General features: G+C 60.4%; 15 protein-coding genes. 7 read left to right on the forward strand and 8 right to left on the reverse strand.

The window, feature by feature from the left end:
* Positions 1-6: 6 nt before the first annotated feature.
* Positions 7-693 (reverse strand): GNAT family N-acetyltransferase, encoded by a 687-nt coding sequence (locus ACRRSD_RS04250; RefSeq protein WP_435037246.1) that lies wholly within the window; start codon positions 691-693, stop codon positions 7-9.
* A 151-nt stretch (positions 694-844) separates the two neighbouring features.
* On the opposite strand from ACRRSD_RS04250, the gene ACRRSD_RS04255 reads away from it, so the two are divergent.
* Positions 845-1,330 carry a hypothetical protein gene (locus tag ACRRSD_RS04255; RefSeq protein ID WP_435037247.1) on the forward strand — a complete coding sequence of 162 codons (486 nt, stop codon included), beginning with the start codon at positions 845-847 and terminating at the stop codon, positions 1,328-1,330.
* Between the two features lie 9 nt (positions 1,331-1,339).
* Here the strand turns inward: ACRRSD_RS04255 and ACRRSD_RS04260 are convergent, their stop codons facing one another.
* Positions 1,340-1,897 carry a YceI family protein gene (locus ACRRSD_RS04260; RefSeq protein WP_435037248.1) on the reverse strand — a complete coding sequence of 186 codons (558 nt, stop codon included), beginning with the start codon at positions 1,895-1,897 and terminating at the stop codon, positions 1,340-1,342.
* 73 nt (positions 1,898-1,970) lie between these two features.
* Positions 1,971-3,326 carry an MATE family efflux transporter gene (locus ACRRSD_RS04265; protein ID WP_435037249.1) on the reverse strand — a complete coding sequence of 452 codons (1,356 nt, stop codon included), beginning with the start codon at positions 3,324-3,326 and terminating at the stop codon, positions 1,971-1,973.
* Positions 3,327-3,526: 200 nt separating this feature from the next.
* On the opposite strand from ACRRSD_RS04265, the gene ACRRSD_RS04270 reads away from it, so the two are divergent.
* From ACRRSD_RS04270 to ACRRSD_RS04280, 3 genes are all read left to right on the forward strand, one after another.
* Positions 3,527-4,090, forward strand: coding sequence for a chorismate mutase (locus ACRRSD_RS04270; RefSeq protein ID WP_435037250.1), 564 nt, complete (start codon positions 3,527-3,529; stop codon positions 4,088-4,090).
* Positions 4,091-4,248: 158 nt separating this feature from the next.
* A complete protein-coding gene (locus tag ACRRSD_RS04275; RefSeq protein ID WP_435037251.1) occupies positions 4,249-4,650 on the forward strand; it encodes a hypothetical protein in 402 nt (133 codons plus the stop codon).
* A gap of 148 nt (positions 4,651-4,798) precedes the next feature.
* Entirely contained in the window at positions 4,799-6,442 is a 1,644-nt protein-coding gene (locus ACRRSD_RS04280) for a sensor domain-containing diguanylate cyclase (protein WP_435037252.1), read from the forward strand.
* Here ACRRSD_RS04280 and ACRRSD_RS04285 read toward each other — a convergent pair whose 3' ends face one another.
* From ACRRSD_RS04285 to ACRRSD_RS04295, 3 genes are all read right to left on the reverse strand, one after another.
* A complete protein-coding gene (locus ACRRSD_RS04285; protein WP_435037253.1) occupies positions 6,443-6,736 on the reverse strand; it encodes a hypothetical protein in 294 nt (97 codons plus the stop codon).
* A gap of 82 nt (positions 6,737-6,818) precedes the next feature.
* Positions 6,819-7,205, reverse strand: coding sequence for a c-type cytochrome (locus tag ACRRSD_RS04290; RefSeq protein WP_435037254.1), 387 nt, complete (start codon positions 7,203-7,205; stop codon positions 6,819-6,821).
* A gap of 52 nt (positions 7,206-7,257) precedes the next feature.
* Positions 7,258-8,589 carry a PLP-dependent aminotransferase family protein gene (locus ACRRSD_RS04295; RefSeq protein WP_435038474.1) on the reverse strand — a complete coding sequence of 444 codons (1,332 nt, stop codon included), beginning with the start codon at positions 8,587-8,589 and terminating at the stop codon, positions 7,258-7,260.
* Positions 8,590-8,678: 89 nt separating this feature from the next.
* Here ACRRSD_RS04295 and ACRRSD_RS04300 point away from each other — a divergent pair, with 89 nt between their 5' ends.
* Positions 8,679-9,572, forward strand: a complete 894-nt coding sequence (locus ACRRSD_RS04300; protein WP_435037255.1) for a DMT family transporter — start codon at positions 8,679-8,681, stop codon at positions 9,570-9,572.
* A 3-nt stretch (positions 9,573-9,575) separates the two neighbouring features.
* Here the strand turns inward: ACRRSD_RS04300 and ACRRSD_RS04305 are convergent, their stop codons facing one another.
* Positions 9,576-10,391 carry a cupin domain-containing protein gene (locus ACRRSD_RS04305; RefSeq protein ID WP_435037256.1) on the reverse strand — a complete coding sequence of 272 codons (816 nt, stop codon included), beginning with the start codon at positions 10,389-10,391 and terminating at the stop codon, positions 9,576-9,578.
* A gap of 281 nt (positions 10,392-10,672) precedes the next feature.
* On the opposite strand from ACRRSD_RS04305, the gene ACRRSD_RS04310 reads away from it, so the two are divergent.
* Positions 10,673-11,185, forward strand: coding sequence for a carboxymuconolactone decarboxylase family protein (locus ACRRSD_RS04310; RefSeq protein ID WP_435037257.1), 513 nt, complete (start codon positions 10,673-10,675; stop codon positions 11,183-11,185).
* A gap of 561 nt (positions 11,186-11,746) precedes the next feature.
* On the opposite strand, the gene ACRRSD_RS04315 is transcribed toward ACRRSD_RS04310, so the two are convergent.
* Positions 11,747-13,192: a SulP family inorganic anion transporter gene (locus tag ACRRSD_RS04315; protein WP_435037259.1), complete on the reverse strand. Its 1,446-nt coding sequence runs from the start codon at positions 13,190-13,192 to the stop codon at positions 11,747-11,749.
* Positions 13,193-13,349: 157 nt separating this feature from the next.
* Here ACRRSD_RS04315 and ACRRSD_RS04320 point away from each other — a divergent pair, with 157 nt between their 5' ends.
* Positions 13,350-13,667: a DUF7693 family protein gene (locus ACRRSD_RS04320; protein ID WP_435037260.1), complete on the forward strand. Its 318-nt coding sequence runs from the start codon at positions 13,350-13,352 to the stop codon at positions 13,665-13,667.
* The last annotated feature ends 30 nt before the right edge of the window (positions 13,668-13,697 follow it).

The raw sequence follows: 13,697 nt of genomic DNA on the forward strand, positions 1-13,697 counted from the left end.
GTGAGGTCAGTGCACGGTCAGGCGCTGGCGGACAAATTCCTCGACATGGCGGCTGGTCTGATCCAGGTGTCGATCGCGTTGTTTTTCAGCGTCGAGCATCGCGCGCTTGCCGTTTTTCTGCAGCAGATAGGTGTGGATCTGCTGCACTTCCAGCGACCGGTAAATCGGCGTGGTGTCGATAAATCCGCGCAAACCGTTGCTGCGGTAATGCCGGGTGCTCATCAACACCTGGGTTTCACGCTGGCCAATCACCTCAAAGCCCAACGCTTCGAAGTGCGGGACTTTGCCGACCGTGCAGGCCAGTTCCGCGTGGGGATAACGCCCGAGCATTTCGCCGATCATCGCCCGCGCCACACCCTGACGCCGATGCCCCTCGCGCACGGCCATATAAGCCACGCTGCAGGCTTCCCAATCGCCCTGCACCGGCAGGTACAACAGAAAACCGATCACTTGCTCCGGATCATCGTCGTCGGTGGCGACCAGCAACTCGACGTCGATGCCCTTCTCGCCATTCAACGCTTCCAGATACAGATGCACCTCATAACCGACTGCGTACTGATAGACGTTGTACAGCAGGTTGCTCGGGCCGAGACCGACCGCGCTGATGTCGGTCAGGTAGTCGACGACCAGTTGCAAAATCTGGCTGTTGACGCCTTCGGGGCATGGGGATTTGTAGTGGGTGATGCGTGGCATGACGAACTCCGACGGTAAAAAGCGTTGCCGACAGCCGCAGCGGTCGACGAGCCGCGACATCATACCGTGACCGGCCCGGCGGACACCTAAAGTTCCTTTTCCGAGCGCCGATGTAACGGTCTCCTGCAAATGACATCACCAAGGATCGGCCATGTACTACCCGCGCGAAGCTGCCAAGGATCATCTCTACAACCGCATCGTCATGCTAACCGTCGCTTGCTGCGTGGTTTTGCTGCTCGCTGCAATGGCACACAAGTCGGGCATGTTGTATGGGGCGCTGAGTTTCAACGGTGTGGAAACCCGTGGCAGTGTCACGGCACTGGAACAGATTCCAATGAACGCCAATGGCAAGGTCATTCACTATCAATACACCGATGCCCAAGGCCAGCCCCATGAAGGGCAACACGCTGACGAACGCTACGTCGAGCATACCCGGTATGAAGTCGATGGCCCCATCACCCTGCTGGTGTCGCCGTGGATGCCGGATAAAAGCTGCATCGCCAGCCAGTTGCACAGTTACCGCACGAGCTTCTACATCATGACCGGCGGTGTGTTGCTCGCGTTGCTGTTTCTGCTGATCTCAGGCAGAACGTTCTGGCAGATTCAGGCGATGAAAGAACAGGACCGGTTTTATTGACTGACCAGGTCACCGCTGCGGCGCCACCACTTTGAATTTGATGGCGATGTCTCTGGACACCACGGTGTCTGCCCACTCGCCCGCGCCGAGGCCAAACTCGTCGCGTTTGAGCACCAATTCACCGTCGAAGATGCCAATGGCATTGTCCGGTTTCAACTCCACCGGCACCTGCACTGCGCGGGTGATGCCTTTGAGGGTGAGCTGGCCTTCGATCAAGTAGCGATGTTCGGCTTTTTGAGTAAAACGCTTCGATTCGAAAACCGCGACGGGGAATCTGGCGGTGTCGAACCACGCCGGTTTCACCAGCTCGGTGTTGGCGTCCTCGCTGCCGGCATCGATGCTGGTGAGGTCGATATGCAAGGTGGTGTGGGCGTTGGCGAGGTTGTCGGTGTCAAAGTCCAGCGTCGCCTCGAACTTGCCGAAGGTGCCGTACATTCGCGAGCCCATCTGGTTGTAGGTAAAGCTGATTTGACTGGCGGTGGTGTTGACCCGGGTGTATTCGACAGCCTGCGCAGCACAGACGACGCACAGCGAACACGCGGCAGCCAGCAGCAATCGGATCGACATCGGATTCTCCAGGCGGGCTTGCCGTAAAAGGCCTCGATTGACTTAAGCAAACATCCGGGCGTTGTGCCAGCGCCTACACCAAGCGCTCGATTTTCTGATGCTGCCAGACCAGTTTGTAATAAAGGGTCTGCAACACCAGCATGCTCAGATACGCCACCGGAAACGCCATCCACACGCCCTGCAAACCATATTGCCCGTCCAGCCAGTACGCCGCCGGCAGTTGCACACCGACCACACAAATGATCGCAATGATCACCGGTACCAACACCGTGCCGCTGGCGCGCATGATCCCGCCGATGATGGCCTGGAAGCCAAACACCAACAGGCTCCACAGCATGATGTGCAGCAGGTGCTCGGCCATTGCCCGGGTCGAGTCCTCGGTCAGGAACAAGCCCAGCAACCAGTGCGACAACAGATAGCCGAGCACAATCAAACCGCCGGTCAGGCACACGTTGATCAACAGCCCGGTGCGCAGAATCGGCCCCATGCGCTCCAGCCGTCCGGCGCCGATGGCCTGTGCGCCGAGAATCGACGCGGTGATCGCAATCGACAACGCCGGGAACTGCACGTAGTTAACGATCTGCGTCACCGCGCCATACGCCGCCGTCGCTTGCGAGCCGTGCTGGTTGACCAGCGCCAGGATCACCAGCTCCGACAGCGACAGCACGATCATCTGCACGCCGGTCGGCAGGCCGATGCGCAACACTTTGCCGAGAATCGCCCCGTCGAGGCGCAGCGCGGCAAAGAACTCGCGATCCGGCGCCAATGGATGACCCTTGCGAATCAGACGCCACGCCAGCCACGCCATCGCTGCCAGGTTACCGGCCAGCCCCGCGTACGCCGCACTCTGAATGCCCAGTTGCGGCAAGCCGAACCAGCCGCGAATCAGCGCCGGCGTCAGCGCCAGCCCGACGCAGGTCGAGACCACCAGCGCCAGCAACGGCGACAGCGTATCGCTGACCCCGCGCAAAAGCTGCGTGAACAACACGAACACCAGCAGCGACGGCAAGATCCACATCATCACATGGGCATACGCTACGGCATCGTCGAGCACATCCGCCGGCGTCCCCAACCCCGCCAACGCCTGGCGCGCGAATACGCTGCCCAACACCGCAGCGACCAGACCGATCAATACGCCCAGCAACAGTGTCGCCCCGGCGATCGCCTTGACCATGTGCGGCTCACGCGCGCCCCAGGCCTGACCGATCAACACACCGGCACCTGCGCCAAGGCCGATCACCAAGGCAATAAAAAAGAACACCACGGGAAACATCCCCGACACAGCCGCCAACGCCTGGGTGCCGAGCATTTGGCCGATGTAGATGCTGTTGACCGTGCCCGACATCGATTGCAGAAAATTCGACAGCACCATCGGCGCGAGGAACAGCAGATAGGTGTGCCAGAGTGGGCGTTGGGCGGCGGCTTGCATTGAATAGAGGTCCATCTCGAACGGCGGGAGGGCTGATGGAGGATAGCTTCGGCGAGTTGCACGCGGGGCGCAATTAACATTTCAAATCGGTGTTTATTGCCGGTGCTTACGCCTGTGTAATTGGCACGGACCTATAGGTGTCGGTTCAGCGCTGTGGTAAACAACTGCCCACTCCCATTGCTCCCATTGAGGCTCTGTTCATGCCGCCCTTTGCCAATCTGTTGACCGGCACCCTCCTCGCTCTGCTCGCCACCACTGTTCACGCCGCCGCGCCCGCCGAAACTTTGAAGCCGTTGCTGGAAACACTCAACGAACGCCTGAACATCGGCGATCTCGTCGCCCTGACCAAATGGGACAGCGGCAAGCCGATTCAGGATAGCCCTCGTGAGGCGCAGGTCATCGCCAATGCCCGAACGCTGGCCGCCGAGCGTCAGCTCGACGCTGAAGAGGTGGCGCAACTGATTGCTGCGCAAATGGAGGCGAACAAACTGGTGCAGTACGGTTTGCTCGCGCAATGGCAAGCGGCCGGTACTGCGCCGGATACTCCGCGCCCCGACCTGGGCAAGCAGATCCGCCCGCGTCTGGATGAATTGCAAACCCGGCTGTTGCAGCAATACGCCGATTTTGCGCCGTATCGCCATGATGCGAATTGCCCGGTGTGGCTGGCCAAGGCGCGCAAAGAACTGACACACGACGCGCTGCATGAACTGGCTTTGACGCGGGCGACCGGCGAGCTGTGTGTTCGGGCGGCGAAGTCGCTCTGAGAAAGATCAAAGGATCGCAGCCTGCGGCAGCTCCTACAGGGGATTGGTGAACCATCATTGCGGTCGATGTTCACCATCACGGCAATGAAGTTCTCATAAAAAATCCACGGCGTAACATCGGCTCCAGACAAACCAACAACACCCCGGAGCACACGATCATGAAACGCCAGACCCTTCTCAGCATCGCTTTCTCGGTTTTCGCCATTAACGCTTTTGCCGCCACCCCGGCACACACCCAGGTCGCTGAAGGCGGCTCGGACAAGTTGATTGAAAGTCGTGTTGCTGAAGGCGGTTCCGATCGTCTGATCGAGCGCCGCGTCGCTGAAGGTGGTTCCGATCGCCTGATCGAACGCCGCGTTGCCGAAGGTGGTTCCGATCGTCTGATCGAGCGCCGCGTCGCTGAAGGTGGTTCCGATCGCTTGATCGAACGCCGCGTTGCCGAAGGCGGTTCCGATCGTCTGATCGAACGCCGCGTCGCCGAAGGTGGTTCCGATCGCCTGATCGAACGCCGCGTTGCCGAAGGTGGTTCCGATCGCCTGATCGAACGCCGCGTCGCATAAATCACTGGCTTCATCGCAATCCCCTGAAAAGCCCGGCCTGATCAGCCGGGCGTTTTCCTGCCCGCAACCATCCATTCCCCGACTGGCCACCCACCGCCCATTGCGCATACCATGCGGCCACAACTCCAAAACAGACCTTGCCCTGTCCATGCTCAAAGCCAGTCTGCGTAGCCACCTAACCCTTTGGTTTGCCGGTTTATCTTTGTTGACGCTGCTCAGCGTGGGCTTCTACGTGGGTCACATTGCCACTGAACAAATGAAACAGGCCAGCGGCAATGCGCTGCTCAACACGGCGCGCTCGGCGGCATCGTTGCTGGGTGAACAACTGCGCGAACGCCAGTTGGAGGTTTATCTGCTCAGCCGCGCACCGCATCTGGAGCGTGGCGATCTGGACAACCCGGCGATTCTCAAATCGATGCAGCTGCGCACTCAGGCGCGTACTGAGTATGCGTGGATGGGCGTCACCGACGCCGAGGGCAAGGTGCATCAAGCGGTGAACGACTTGCTGGTCGGCCTATCGGTGCAACAACGGCCGTGGTTCCAGGCCGGGTTACGCAGTGAGTACACCGGCGACCCTCATGAAGCGGTGCTGCTGGCGAAAATGCTGCCGGGGCTGCCGAACGGTGAACCGCTGCGTTTCATCGATTTCGCCGCGCCGATCCATAACGCCGACGGTCAGGTGATTGGTGTACTGGGCGCTCACGCACACTGGAGCTGGGTGACGCGCATTGTCGAATCGGCGGCGTTTTCACATAAAAGCTCAATGCCGGATATCGAAGCGTTGATCATCGATCACGATGGCAAGATTCTCTATCCCGAAGCACTGATGGGCCAGCAACTGGCGGCGACTGATTCGAAATTGCAGGGCTGGACGGCGGGTAACGGCTTCCTCACCAGCATGGTCAGCGTCCCGACGCCATCGAGCACGGCGCTGTCGTGGTCGATTGCCGTGCGCCAGCCATTGGAAACCGCGCTGCAACCGGCGCGCCTGCTGATGTACAAATTGCTGATTCTGGGTGTGGTCGCAGCGGTGCTGTTCGGCCTCGTCGCCTACTATTTGGCGCTGTATCTGAGCCGCCCGATCGAACAGCTCGCCCGTTCCGCCCGACAGGTGCAGAACAAGGAACCCGGTGCGCAATTTCCGCTGCAACACCCGGTGCGGGAAATTGCCCAGCTCGGGCAATCCATTGATGCGATGACGCAATCGCTGCTCGGTAAAGAGCGCGAACTGCAAGAGGCCAATGCCTCGCTGGAAGCCACCGTGGCGCAACGCACCGCAGCGCTGACGCAGGCCAACGCCGAACTGTTGAGCCTGGCGACACACGATGGTTTGACCGGCGTTTACAACCGTCGCCGTTTCGACGAGAAACTCACCGAATACACACTGCTGTTCCGCCGCACCGGGCGCCCGTTTTCCCTGCTGTTGATCGATGCTGATCACTTCAAACAAATCAATGACAGCCACGGCCACTCTGTGGGCGATGATGTGCTGCAACAGTTGGCGCAATTGATTCAGAGCAGCTTGCGCACCACCGATTTCGTCGCCCGCTACGGCGGCGAAGAGTTCGCTGTGCTGTTGCCGGAAATTGCCAAACCCGACACGCCGGAAGTTGTCGCCGAGAAAATTCGCGCGGCGGTTGCCGAGGCCGATTTTCCGGTGGTCGGGAATGTAACGGTGAGCATCGGTGTCGGCTTGGCGGATCCGGCCGACAACAGCCACAACGCATTGATCAAGCGCGCCGATCAGCAGCTCTATCAAGCCAAAGCAGCGGGCCGTAATCAGGTCGCGTGATCAGTCCTGCTTCACTTCACAAATGCCGTTGGCCCTGTTCTTCCCGGTGTACGACACCGCAGGCGAACCGTCGGGATTGATGCTCAGGGAAATGGTCACGCCAGCGCCTTTGGCTTCGAAGTAGTTGTCGTTGAATTTCTTCAACTGGCCTTCCTTGCCATTGATGTAGATCGGACCGCCCTCATCGGCGTGCACTTCGATCTTGCCCGGGCACGTAGCGTTGAGCAGGGGGATGCCGGCGTGGGCCAGTCCGGTGGCAAGCAACAGCGGCGCTGCCAATAGCAAAGATTTCATGGTGGGTTCCTTGAAGGCGGCAAAAACGCCGAATAGCTTTTTCATGTCATTTTTCAATCAGGGACTTCGGCAGCTCCTGCCGTTATTGCGAGAAGGTCTGAAGATAAGCCAACAGGTTGTCGAGTTTTTCTTCGTCGCTCAGCCCCCAGAAAATCATCCGCGTACCCGGCACCACGCCTTTCGGATCCTTCAGATAAGCGATCAGCGTGTCACGATCCCAGGTCACCCCCGAGTTCTTCATCGCCTCGGAATACACATAGTTGGCCGACGTCCCGGCAGGCCGACCAATGATGCCATTGAGCTGCGGGCCAAACCCCGGGCGGGCCGATTCGCCGACCTGATGGCAGCCACCACACAAACGCGGGAAGATTTTCGCGCCGGCTTCGGGGTCGCCTGCGGCATGGCTGAACGTAGTGAACAGGCTGGTGCCGAGAATCACGGCGAGTGACAGTGCAGCGGTGTTTTTCATCGAGGGTTCCGGGTCGGTCTGCATCGGGCGGCGCAAGGGTAGCATTTTGTTTTTACAGGTAAGCGCCAACGACCTTTCTGATTTTAATCAATGCGTGACGCAACACGTCCATGTCCACCGAGCCTAATGCCAGCCGAATCGCATGCGGCGCATGGCCTGACACCGAAAACGGCTCGGCGGTGGTGACGGAAATCTGCTCGTGCATCAGCTCCACGACAATCTGATCGGCACGCACGTCTTCCGGCAACGGTAGCCACAAGAAATACGACGCCGGATGGCCAATACCCGGCAGTCCTTTCAACACTTCGGCCGCCAGCGCCTGGCGCGCCTTGGCGTCGTTGCGCTTCTGCTCCTCAAGCAGCGTCACCGTGCCGTCATCGAGCCAGCCACAGGCGATGGCAGTCATGACGCCCGGCGTGTTCCAGGTCGTGGCGCGAATGATGCGCTCAAGTGCTGGCACCACGTCGGTCGGGGCGGCGATGAAACCGACGCGCAGGCCAGTGGCGATGTTTTTCGACAGGCCCGAGACGTACACCGTGCGCTCCGGCGCCAGATCGACCAGCGCCGGAGGTGGGTTTTCCACCAGAAACGCGTAGGCCGCGTCTTCGATGAGGGTCAGATCATGCCGACGGGCAATCGCCACCAACTGTTCCCGTTGCGCCAAAGGCATCACCCAACCCAGCGGATTGTGCAGCGTCGGCATGCTGTACACCGCGCGCACCGAGCGGCCGCGGCAGAGTTTGTCCAGCGCTGCGAGATCCGGCCCCTGCGCACTGAACGGAATCGCCACGACTTCCAGATGCAGCGCGTCGGCCAGCACTTTGAAACCGGAATAGGTCAGCGCGTCGGCGGCAATCACATCGCCGGGTTTGAGCAGCGCCATCAGTGTCACCGCCAAGCCTTGCTGGGCGCCGTTGACGATCAGCACCTGCTCGGCCTGGACCTGCACGCCGCGCGTCAGCAGATGCCGAGCGACGGACGCGCGCTCGTGCGCACGACCGGCGTGTGGCTGATAACGCAGCAACGCCTCCAGATCGCCCGACAATGCCAATTGCCGTAACGCCGTGCGCAACAAATCTGCCTGACCGGGTAACGACGGGTAGTTGAAGTTAAGGTCGATCATGCCGACCGCGATCTGCTTCTGGTCGATGCCCTGCCCCGCTGACAACGATGTTTCGCGGACAAACGTGCCGCGCCCGGTTTCGCCGCTGACCAGGCCCATGGCCTCCAGCTCCGCGTACACCCGCGAAGCCGTGACCAGCGCCAGCCCTTCCTCAGCAGCCAGTTGCCGGTGGGTCGGCAACCGCGTACCCGGCGGCAACTGCCCCGAACGAATGTCGGCCGCATAGGCATCGACGATGGTCTTGTAGCGCGAACGTGGCATGCCGGATGTATCCATGACAATTCTTTGATTGTGCTGATTCTCGGCCCTAGCATGACCGCAACGCAACCCACTTCTGAGCGTGATCTGCTATGGAACGAACCTCGAACCTGACGACCCCGGCAGTGGAAAAAACCAGCGGCTGGATCAATGGCTTTATCGGCGTGGTGATCTTCAGCGGTTCGCTGCCGGCCACGCGCCTGGCAGTGCTGGAGTTCGATCCGGTGTTTCTCACAGTGCTGCGCGCCGCGATTGCCGGGGTGTTGGCGGTGGCGCTGCTGTGGCTGTTTCGCCAACGGCGCCCGGCGCGTCATCAGTGGCTGGGGCTGTTTACCGTCGCGATGGGCGTGGTGCTCGGTTTCCCGCTGCTGACCGCACTGGCGCTGCAACACGTGACGTCAGCACATTCGATTGTGTTTGTCGGTTTGCTGCCACTGGCCACGGCGATTTTTGCCGTGCTGCGCGGCGGTGAGCGACCGCGACCGGTGTTCTGGATGTTCTCGATGCTCGGCAGCGCGCTGGTGGTCGGCTTCGCCCTCGCGCAAGGGCTGACGGCCTCGCCCATCGGTGACCTGCTGATGCTCGCGGCCATTCTGGCCTGCGGCCTCGGTTATGCCGAAGGCGCGAAACTGTCGCGAACCCTCGGCGGCTGGCAGGTGATTTGCTGGGCACTGGTGCTTTCGCTACCGCTCATGGCGGTGTTGAGTCTGTGGCTGGCGCCCGCCTCGTTCAGCACGATCAGCCTGTCGGCGTGGCTGTGTCTGGGCTATGTGTCGCTGTTCAGCATGCTGATCGGCTTTGTGTTCTGGTATCGCGGCCTGGCTCAGGGCGGGATTGCCGCGGTCGGTCAGTTGCAATTACTCCAGCCGTTTTTTGGTCTGGCGCTGGCCACGACACTGCTGCATGAACACGTCAGCATTGGCATGCTCGCCGTGACATTGGGCGTGATTCTGTGTGTGGCCGGGGCGAAGAAATTCGCCAAATGATCTTCAGGCGCCCGCCTTCCACTCGCGCGGACTGAGCCCGGTCTTGCGCCGAAACGCCCGGGCCAGCGCCGACGGACTTTCATAACCGACCTCCTCGGCAATCAGCGCAATCGGCTTGCCTTCGCGCAGACGCTTCTGCGCCAGACTGACGCGCCAGCTCAGCAGATAATCGGCCGGCGTCTGCCCCACAACCCGGCGAAACTGCTCGGCGAACCCGGCGCGGGACAGGTTGGCGACAGACGCCAGATCCGCCACGCTCCATGGCTTTTGCGGTTGCTCGTGCATCAGGTTCAAGGCGCGCGACAAACGTGGATCGGCCAGCCCGGCGATCATCCCCGGTTGTTGTTCGCGGCTGCCGATCAGGTGCCGCAACAGCAGAATCACCAGCAGCTCGAACAGGCGATCCATCACCGCCACGCGCCCGCAATGCCCTTCGAACGCTTCCTTGAACAACCATTCCACGGTGTTGCCCAGCTCCGGAATATCCGTCAGTTTCAGCACCAGATAATCCGGCAGCGCTGCCGCCAGCGCATTGCCGGAACCGCCATCAAACGTCAACGTTGCGCAGACTACTTGGGTGTCCATCGCCTCGTCGGCGAACATGCGATGGGCAAAAGGTCGGGGGAAGAAAATCAGCGACGGCTCACTGAGGCGGATCTCGCGTTCGCTGCCCGGCTTGAGCAGCAACTCGCCGGCCTGCAACAGATGCACATGGCCGCATGGCTCGCCGTCGTGAACGCTGAGGCCGCAAAACGTGCCGCTGTGAAAGGTCCCGGCATTGACACCGAAATGGCTGAGCAAGGTAGACAGGCGATCCATGGACGGCTCCAACAGTTATCGGGCGGCTTGTATTCTTTTCAGCGCTGAGACTGCGCCGCGACCTTCGCGAGCAAACTCGCTCCCACATTTGAAATACATTCCCCTGTGGGAGTGAGCCTGCTCGCGAAGACGCCCGTCCAGTCACCACAAATCTGTCAGCGAACGCCAGATCTGGACGATCTGCCGCATATCCTCGACGATTTGCCGCCAATCCACCAGCCTCACTTAATAACATGGCTCCATCCCCGGTGCACTTCGCACCGGACTTTCGGAGAATCACCATGAGCCGCATCCACGCTATCAGCCTCGAAAACGCCGCCGACGCCAGCCGCCCAGTGCTGGAAGGCGTGAAAAAGAAAATCGGTTTCCTGCCCAACGTCTTCACCACCCTGGCCAAAGCGCCGGTGGCCCTGGAAACCTACGTGCAAGCCTCAGCAATCCTCGGCAAGACCTCGCTGAGCGCCCAGGAAAAAGAAGCGGTGTACCTCGCCACGTCGCAGGTCAACGGTTGCGACTACTGCCTGGCCGCACACACCCTGTTTGCCGGCAAGGCCGGACTCTCGGCGCAAGACATCGCCGCCGCCCGCCAAGGCGAACTCAACGCCTACGCCACCCTCGCCCGCCAGTTGACCGAAAGCCGCGGCCATTTGACTGATGAACAGATCACCACCGCCCGCACCGCCGGTATCGACGACGTGAAGATCATTGAAGTGATTGCACTGGTGGCCGTGCAGAGCCTGACCAACTACCTGAACAACGCGGCGCTGACCGACATCGACTTCCCGGCCATCTGAATCCGGCCACACAAAACCTGTGGGAGCTGACCTGCTCGCGATAGCGGTGTGTCATTCAAAGCATCTTTGAATGACACACCGCTATCGCGAGCAGGCTCACTCCTACAATTGGACCGCCTACAACCCGCCAGAAACAGGTCGGCTGGCAGGCCGCCTTCGCGAGCAGGCTCGCTCCCACAGTTTTAACGTGCGTACAACCCAAGCGGCAAAGCCGCCCCACTCAACAGGATGAGCGTTAGCTCGGCTGCAGCTTTTGATCTTGATCTTGATCCACGGGCGACGTCGGAAGGCTGAGTGGAGGGATTCATCCGGGGGTGGGAGCGCAGCGACCGTTTGGCGCAGCCAAATGCATCGAGAGGAGGTGCAGCGAAGCAAACCGTAGGCGATGCGCCCGGATGGATCCCGGAGCGAAGGAACCCCGAGCCCCAGCGAGCGGGCCGCACGTAGGAGCAAGCCTTTTGGGTTACCTTTTCGGCGTTTGGAAAAGGTGACCCGCCGTAAGGGCGGAACCCTAAGTCGCCGTGACCGCAGCAACGGATATGTACCCAGTAAGCCAGTTAATCAGTGATGCTCCTCACCCGCCCGCTTCAGCAGTTTCTTGCACCGCTCAGACAAATGAAACACCTGCAAATGCTTACCCGCCTTGGCATAACGCTCACGCAAAGTCTTCAACGCCGCAATCGCCGAATAATCAACAAAACTCAAATGCCGACAATCCAAAGTCACCCGAGCCGGATCATTAGCCGGATCGAACTGATTGAGAAACGGCGCAGTCGAGGCAAAAAACAACGTGCCATGCAAACGATAAAGCTTACTGCCGTCAGCCTCCAGATGCTCATCGGCATACAGCTCACGGGCCTGCTGCCAGGCAAAGTTAAGCGCAGCGATAATGATGCCGCACAGCACCGCAGTGGCCAGATCAGTGAACACCGTGATAGTGGTCACAGCAATGATCACCAGCACATCGTTAAGCGGCACTTTGTTCACCACCCGCAACGACGCCCAGGCAAAAGTCTGCTGCGACACCACAAACATCACACCCACCAGCGCCGCCAGCGGAATACGCTCGATCAGCGGCGACAGAAACAGAATGAACAAAAGAATCAGCACGCCCGCGACCACACCGGACAAACGCCCGCGCCCACCGGAGCTAAGATTGATCACCGTCTGACCGATCATCGCGCAACCGCCCATACCGCCGAACGCACCCGAGACCATATTCGCCGCACCAAGCGCCACGCACTCGCGATCCGGATAGCCACGGGTTTCAGTGATTTCATCGGTGAGGTTCAACGTCAGCAGGGTTTCCAGCAAACCGACCAGCGCCATCAAAATCGCGTAAGGCGCAATGATGCGCAGGGTTTCGACATTCCACGGGATGTCCGGCAAAGCGAAAGTCGGCAAACCGCCGGCAATGTGCGCCATGTCGCCAAGGGTACGGGTCGGCAGGCCGAACAGGTAGACCAACAGGCCGACACCGAGAATCGCCACCAGTGCCGGCGGCACCGTTTTTGTCAGACGCGGCAGAATGTAGACGATGGCCATGGTCAGCAGCACCAGCCCGGTCATCAGGTACAACGGCGTGCCGCTGAGCCAGTCCTCACCGTTCTTGAAATGTTCCAGTTGCGCCAGCGCAATGATGATCGCCAGACCGTTGACGAAGCCGAGCATCACTGGGTGCGGCACCATGCGCACCAGTTTGCCCAGACGCAGCAGCCCGAACGCCATCATGATCAAACCACCTAGCAACACCGTCGCCAGCAAATACTGCACGCCGTGCTGCACCACCAGCGCGACGATGACCACGGCCATCGAACCCGCCGCGCCGGAGACCATGCCCGGCCGCCCGCCGAACAACGCCGTCAGCGTGCAGATGATGAAAGCGCCGTACAGGCCCATCAGCGGATTGAGGTGCGCCACCAGCGCGAACGCAATGCATTCGGGCAACAGGGCAAACGAGGTGGTGAGTCCGGCCAGGACATCGGCGCGCAGACGAATCGGTTTCATGGCTTACCTGATTGAGCGGCCGTCGAGCGCGGCAGCAGGTGTTCGGGAAAAAGAGGGTTGCGGATGTTACGGAATTGTTCCGGATCGAGCCAGTGAACGCTGACACTTGTCGGCCCGGCCTTTATGCTGGCGCGCTCCTGTATTCATCGAGTTCGACATGTCTGCATTTCTGACGTCCCGCGAAGTGTGCCAGCGTTTGCGTGAAGCGGCGCTCGGTGTGCTCCCGTTCAAAGTCTGCGAAGCACCTGCCGAGACCGGACTGGTCACAGTCGATATCGACGGCTGGTGTCTGCTGCTGGATTTTGCCGAGGGGCGATTACATCACTGTGAATCCGCCCGCAGCGGCGATGGACAAGAAGGCTCGCTAGAGCGTTGGCAGCGTTACGGCACCGACCCGGTGAGCTTGCTCAGTACCTGGGAATTGGCGCAGATCGAACAATTGCTCAACGCGCAAACGAACGAGGTTGCCCAATGATGGCACTCTGCCCATAATTCGCGCCCTCCT

The organism is Pseudomonas neuropathica (assembly GCF_051174785.1).
Taxonomy (GTDB): domain Bacteria; phylum Pseudomonadota; class Gammaproteobacteria; order Pseudomonadales; family Pseudomonadaceae; genus Aquipseudomonas; species Aquipseudomonas neuropathica_A.

Coding starts and splice junctions, on each gene's coding strand:
- ACRRSD_RS04290 (WP_435037254.1), bottom strand. CDS start 7,205: ATGAAAAACACCGCTGCACTGTCACTCGCCGTGATTCTCGGCACCAGC.
- ACRRSD_RS04270 (WP_435037250.1), top strand. CDS start 3,527: ATGCCGCCCTTTGCCAATCTGTTGACCGGCACCCTCCTCGCTCTGCTC.
- ACRRSD_RS04260 (WP_435037248.1), bottom strand. CDS start 1,897: ATGTCGATCCGATTGCTGCTGGCTGCCGCGTGTTCGCTGTGCGTCGTC.
- ACRRSD_RS04320 (WP_435037260.1), top strand. CDS start 13,350: ATGTCTGCATTTCTGACGTCCCGCGAAGTGTGCCAGCGTTTGCGTGAA.
- ACRRSD_RS04295 (WP_435038474.1), bottom strand. CDS start 8,589: ATGCCACGTTCGCGCTACAAGACCATCGTCGATGCCTATGCGGCCGAC.
- ACRRSD_RS04280 (WP_435037252.1), top strand. CDS start 4,799: ATGCTCAAAGCCAGTCTGCGTAGCCACCTAACCCTTTGGTTTGCCGGT.
- ACRRSD_RS04300 (WP_435037255.1), top strand. CDS start 8,679: ATGGAACGAACCTCGAACCTGACGACCCCGGCAGTGGAAAAAACCAGC.
- ACRRSD_RS04315 (WP_435037259.1), bottom strand. CDS start 13,192: ATGAAACCGATTCGTCTGCGCGCCGATGTCCTGGCCGGACTCACCACC.
- ACRRSD_RS04265 (WP_435037249.1), bottom strand. CDS start 3,326: ATGCAAGCCGCCGCCCAACGCCCACTCTGGCACACCTATCTGCTGTTC.
- ACRRSD_RS04285 (WP_435037253.1), bottom strand. CDS start 6,736: ATGAAATCTTTGCTATTGGCAGCGCCGCTGTTGCTTGCCACCGGACTG.
- ACRRSD_RS04275 (WP_435037251.1), top strand. CDS start 4,249: ATGAAACGCCAGACCCTTCTCAGCATCGCTTTCTCGGTTTTCGCCATT.
- ACRRSD_RS04310 (WP_435037257.1), top strand. CDS start 10,673: ATGAGCCGCATCCACGCTATCAGCCTCGAAAACGCCGCCGACGCCAGC.
- ACRRSD_RS04255 (WP_435037247.1), top strand. CDS start 845: ATGTACTACCCGCGCGAAGCTGCCAAGGATCATCTCTACAACCGCATC.
- ACRRSD_RS04250 (WP_435037246.1), bottom strand. CDS start 693: ATGCCACGCATCACCCACTACAAATCCCCATGCCCCGAAGGCGTCAAC.
- ACRRSD_RS04305 (WP_435037256.1), bottom strand. CDS start 10,391: ATGGATCGCCTGTCTACCTTGCTCAGCCATTTCGGTGTCAATGCCGGG.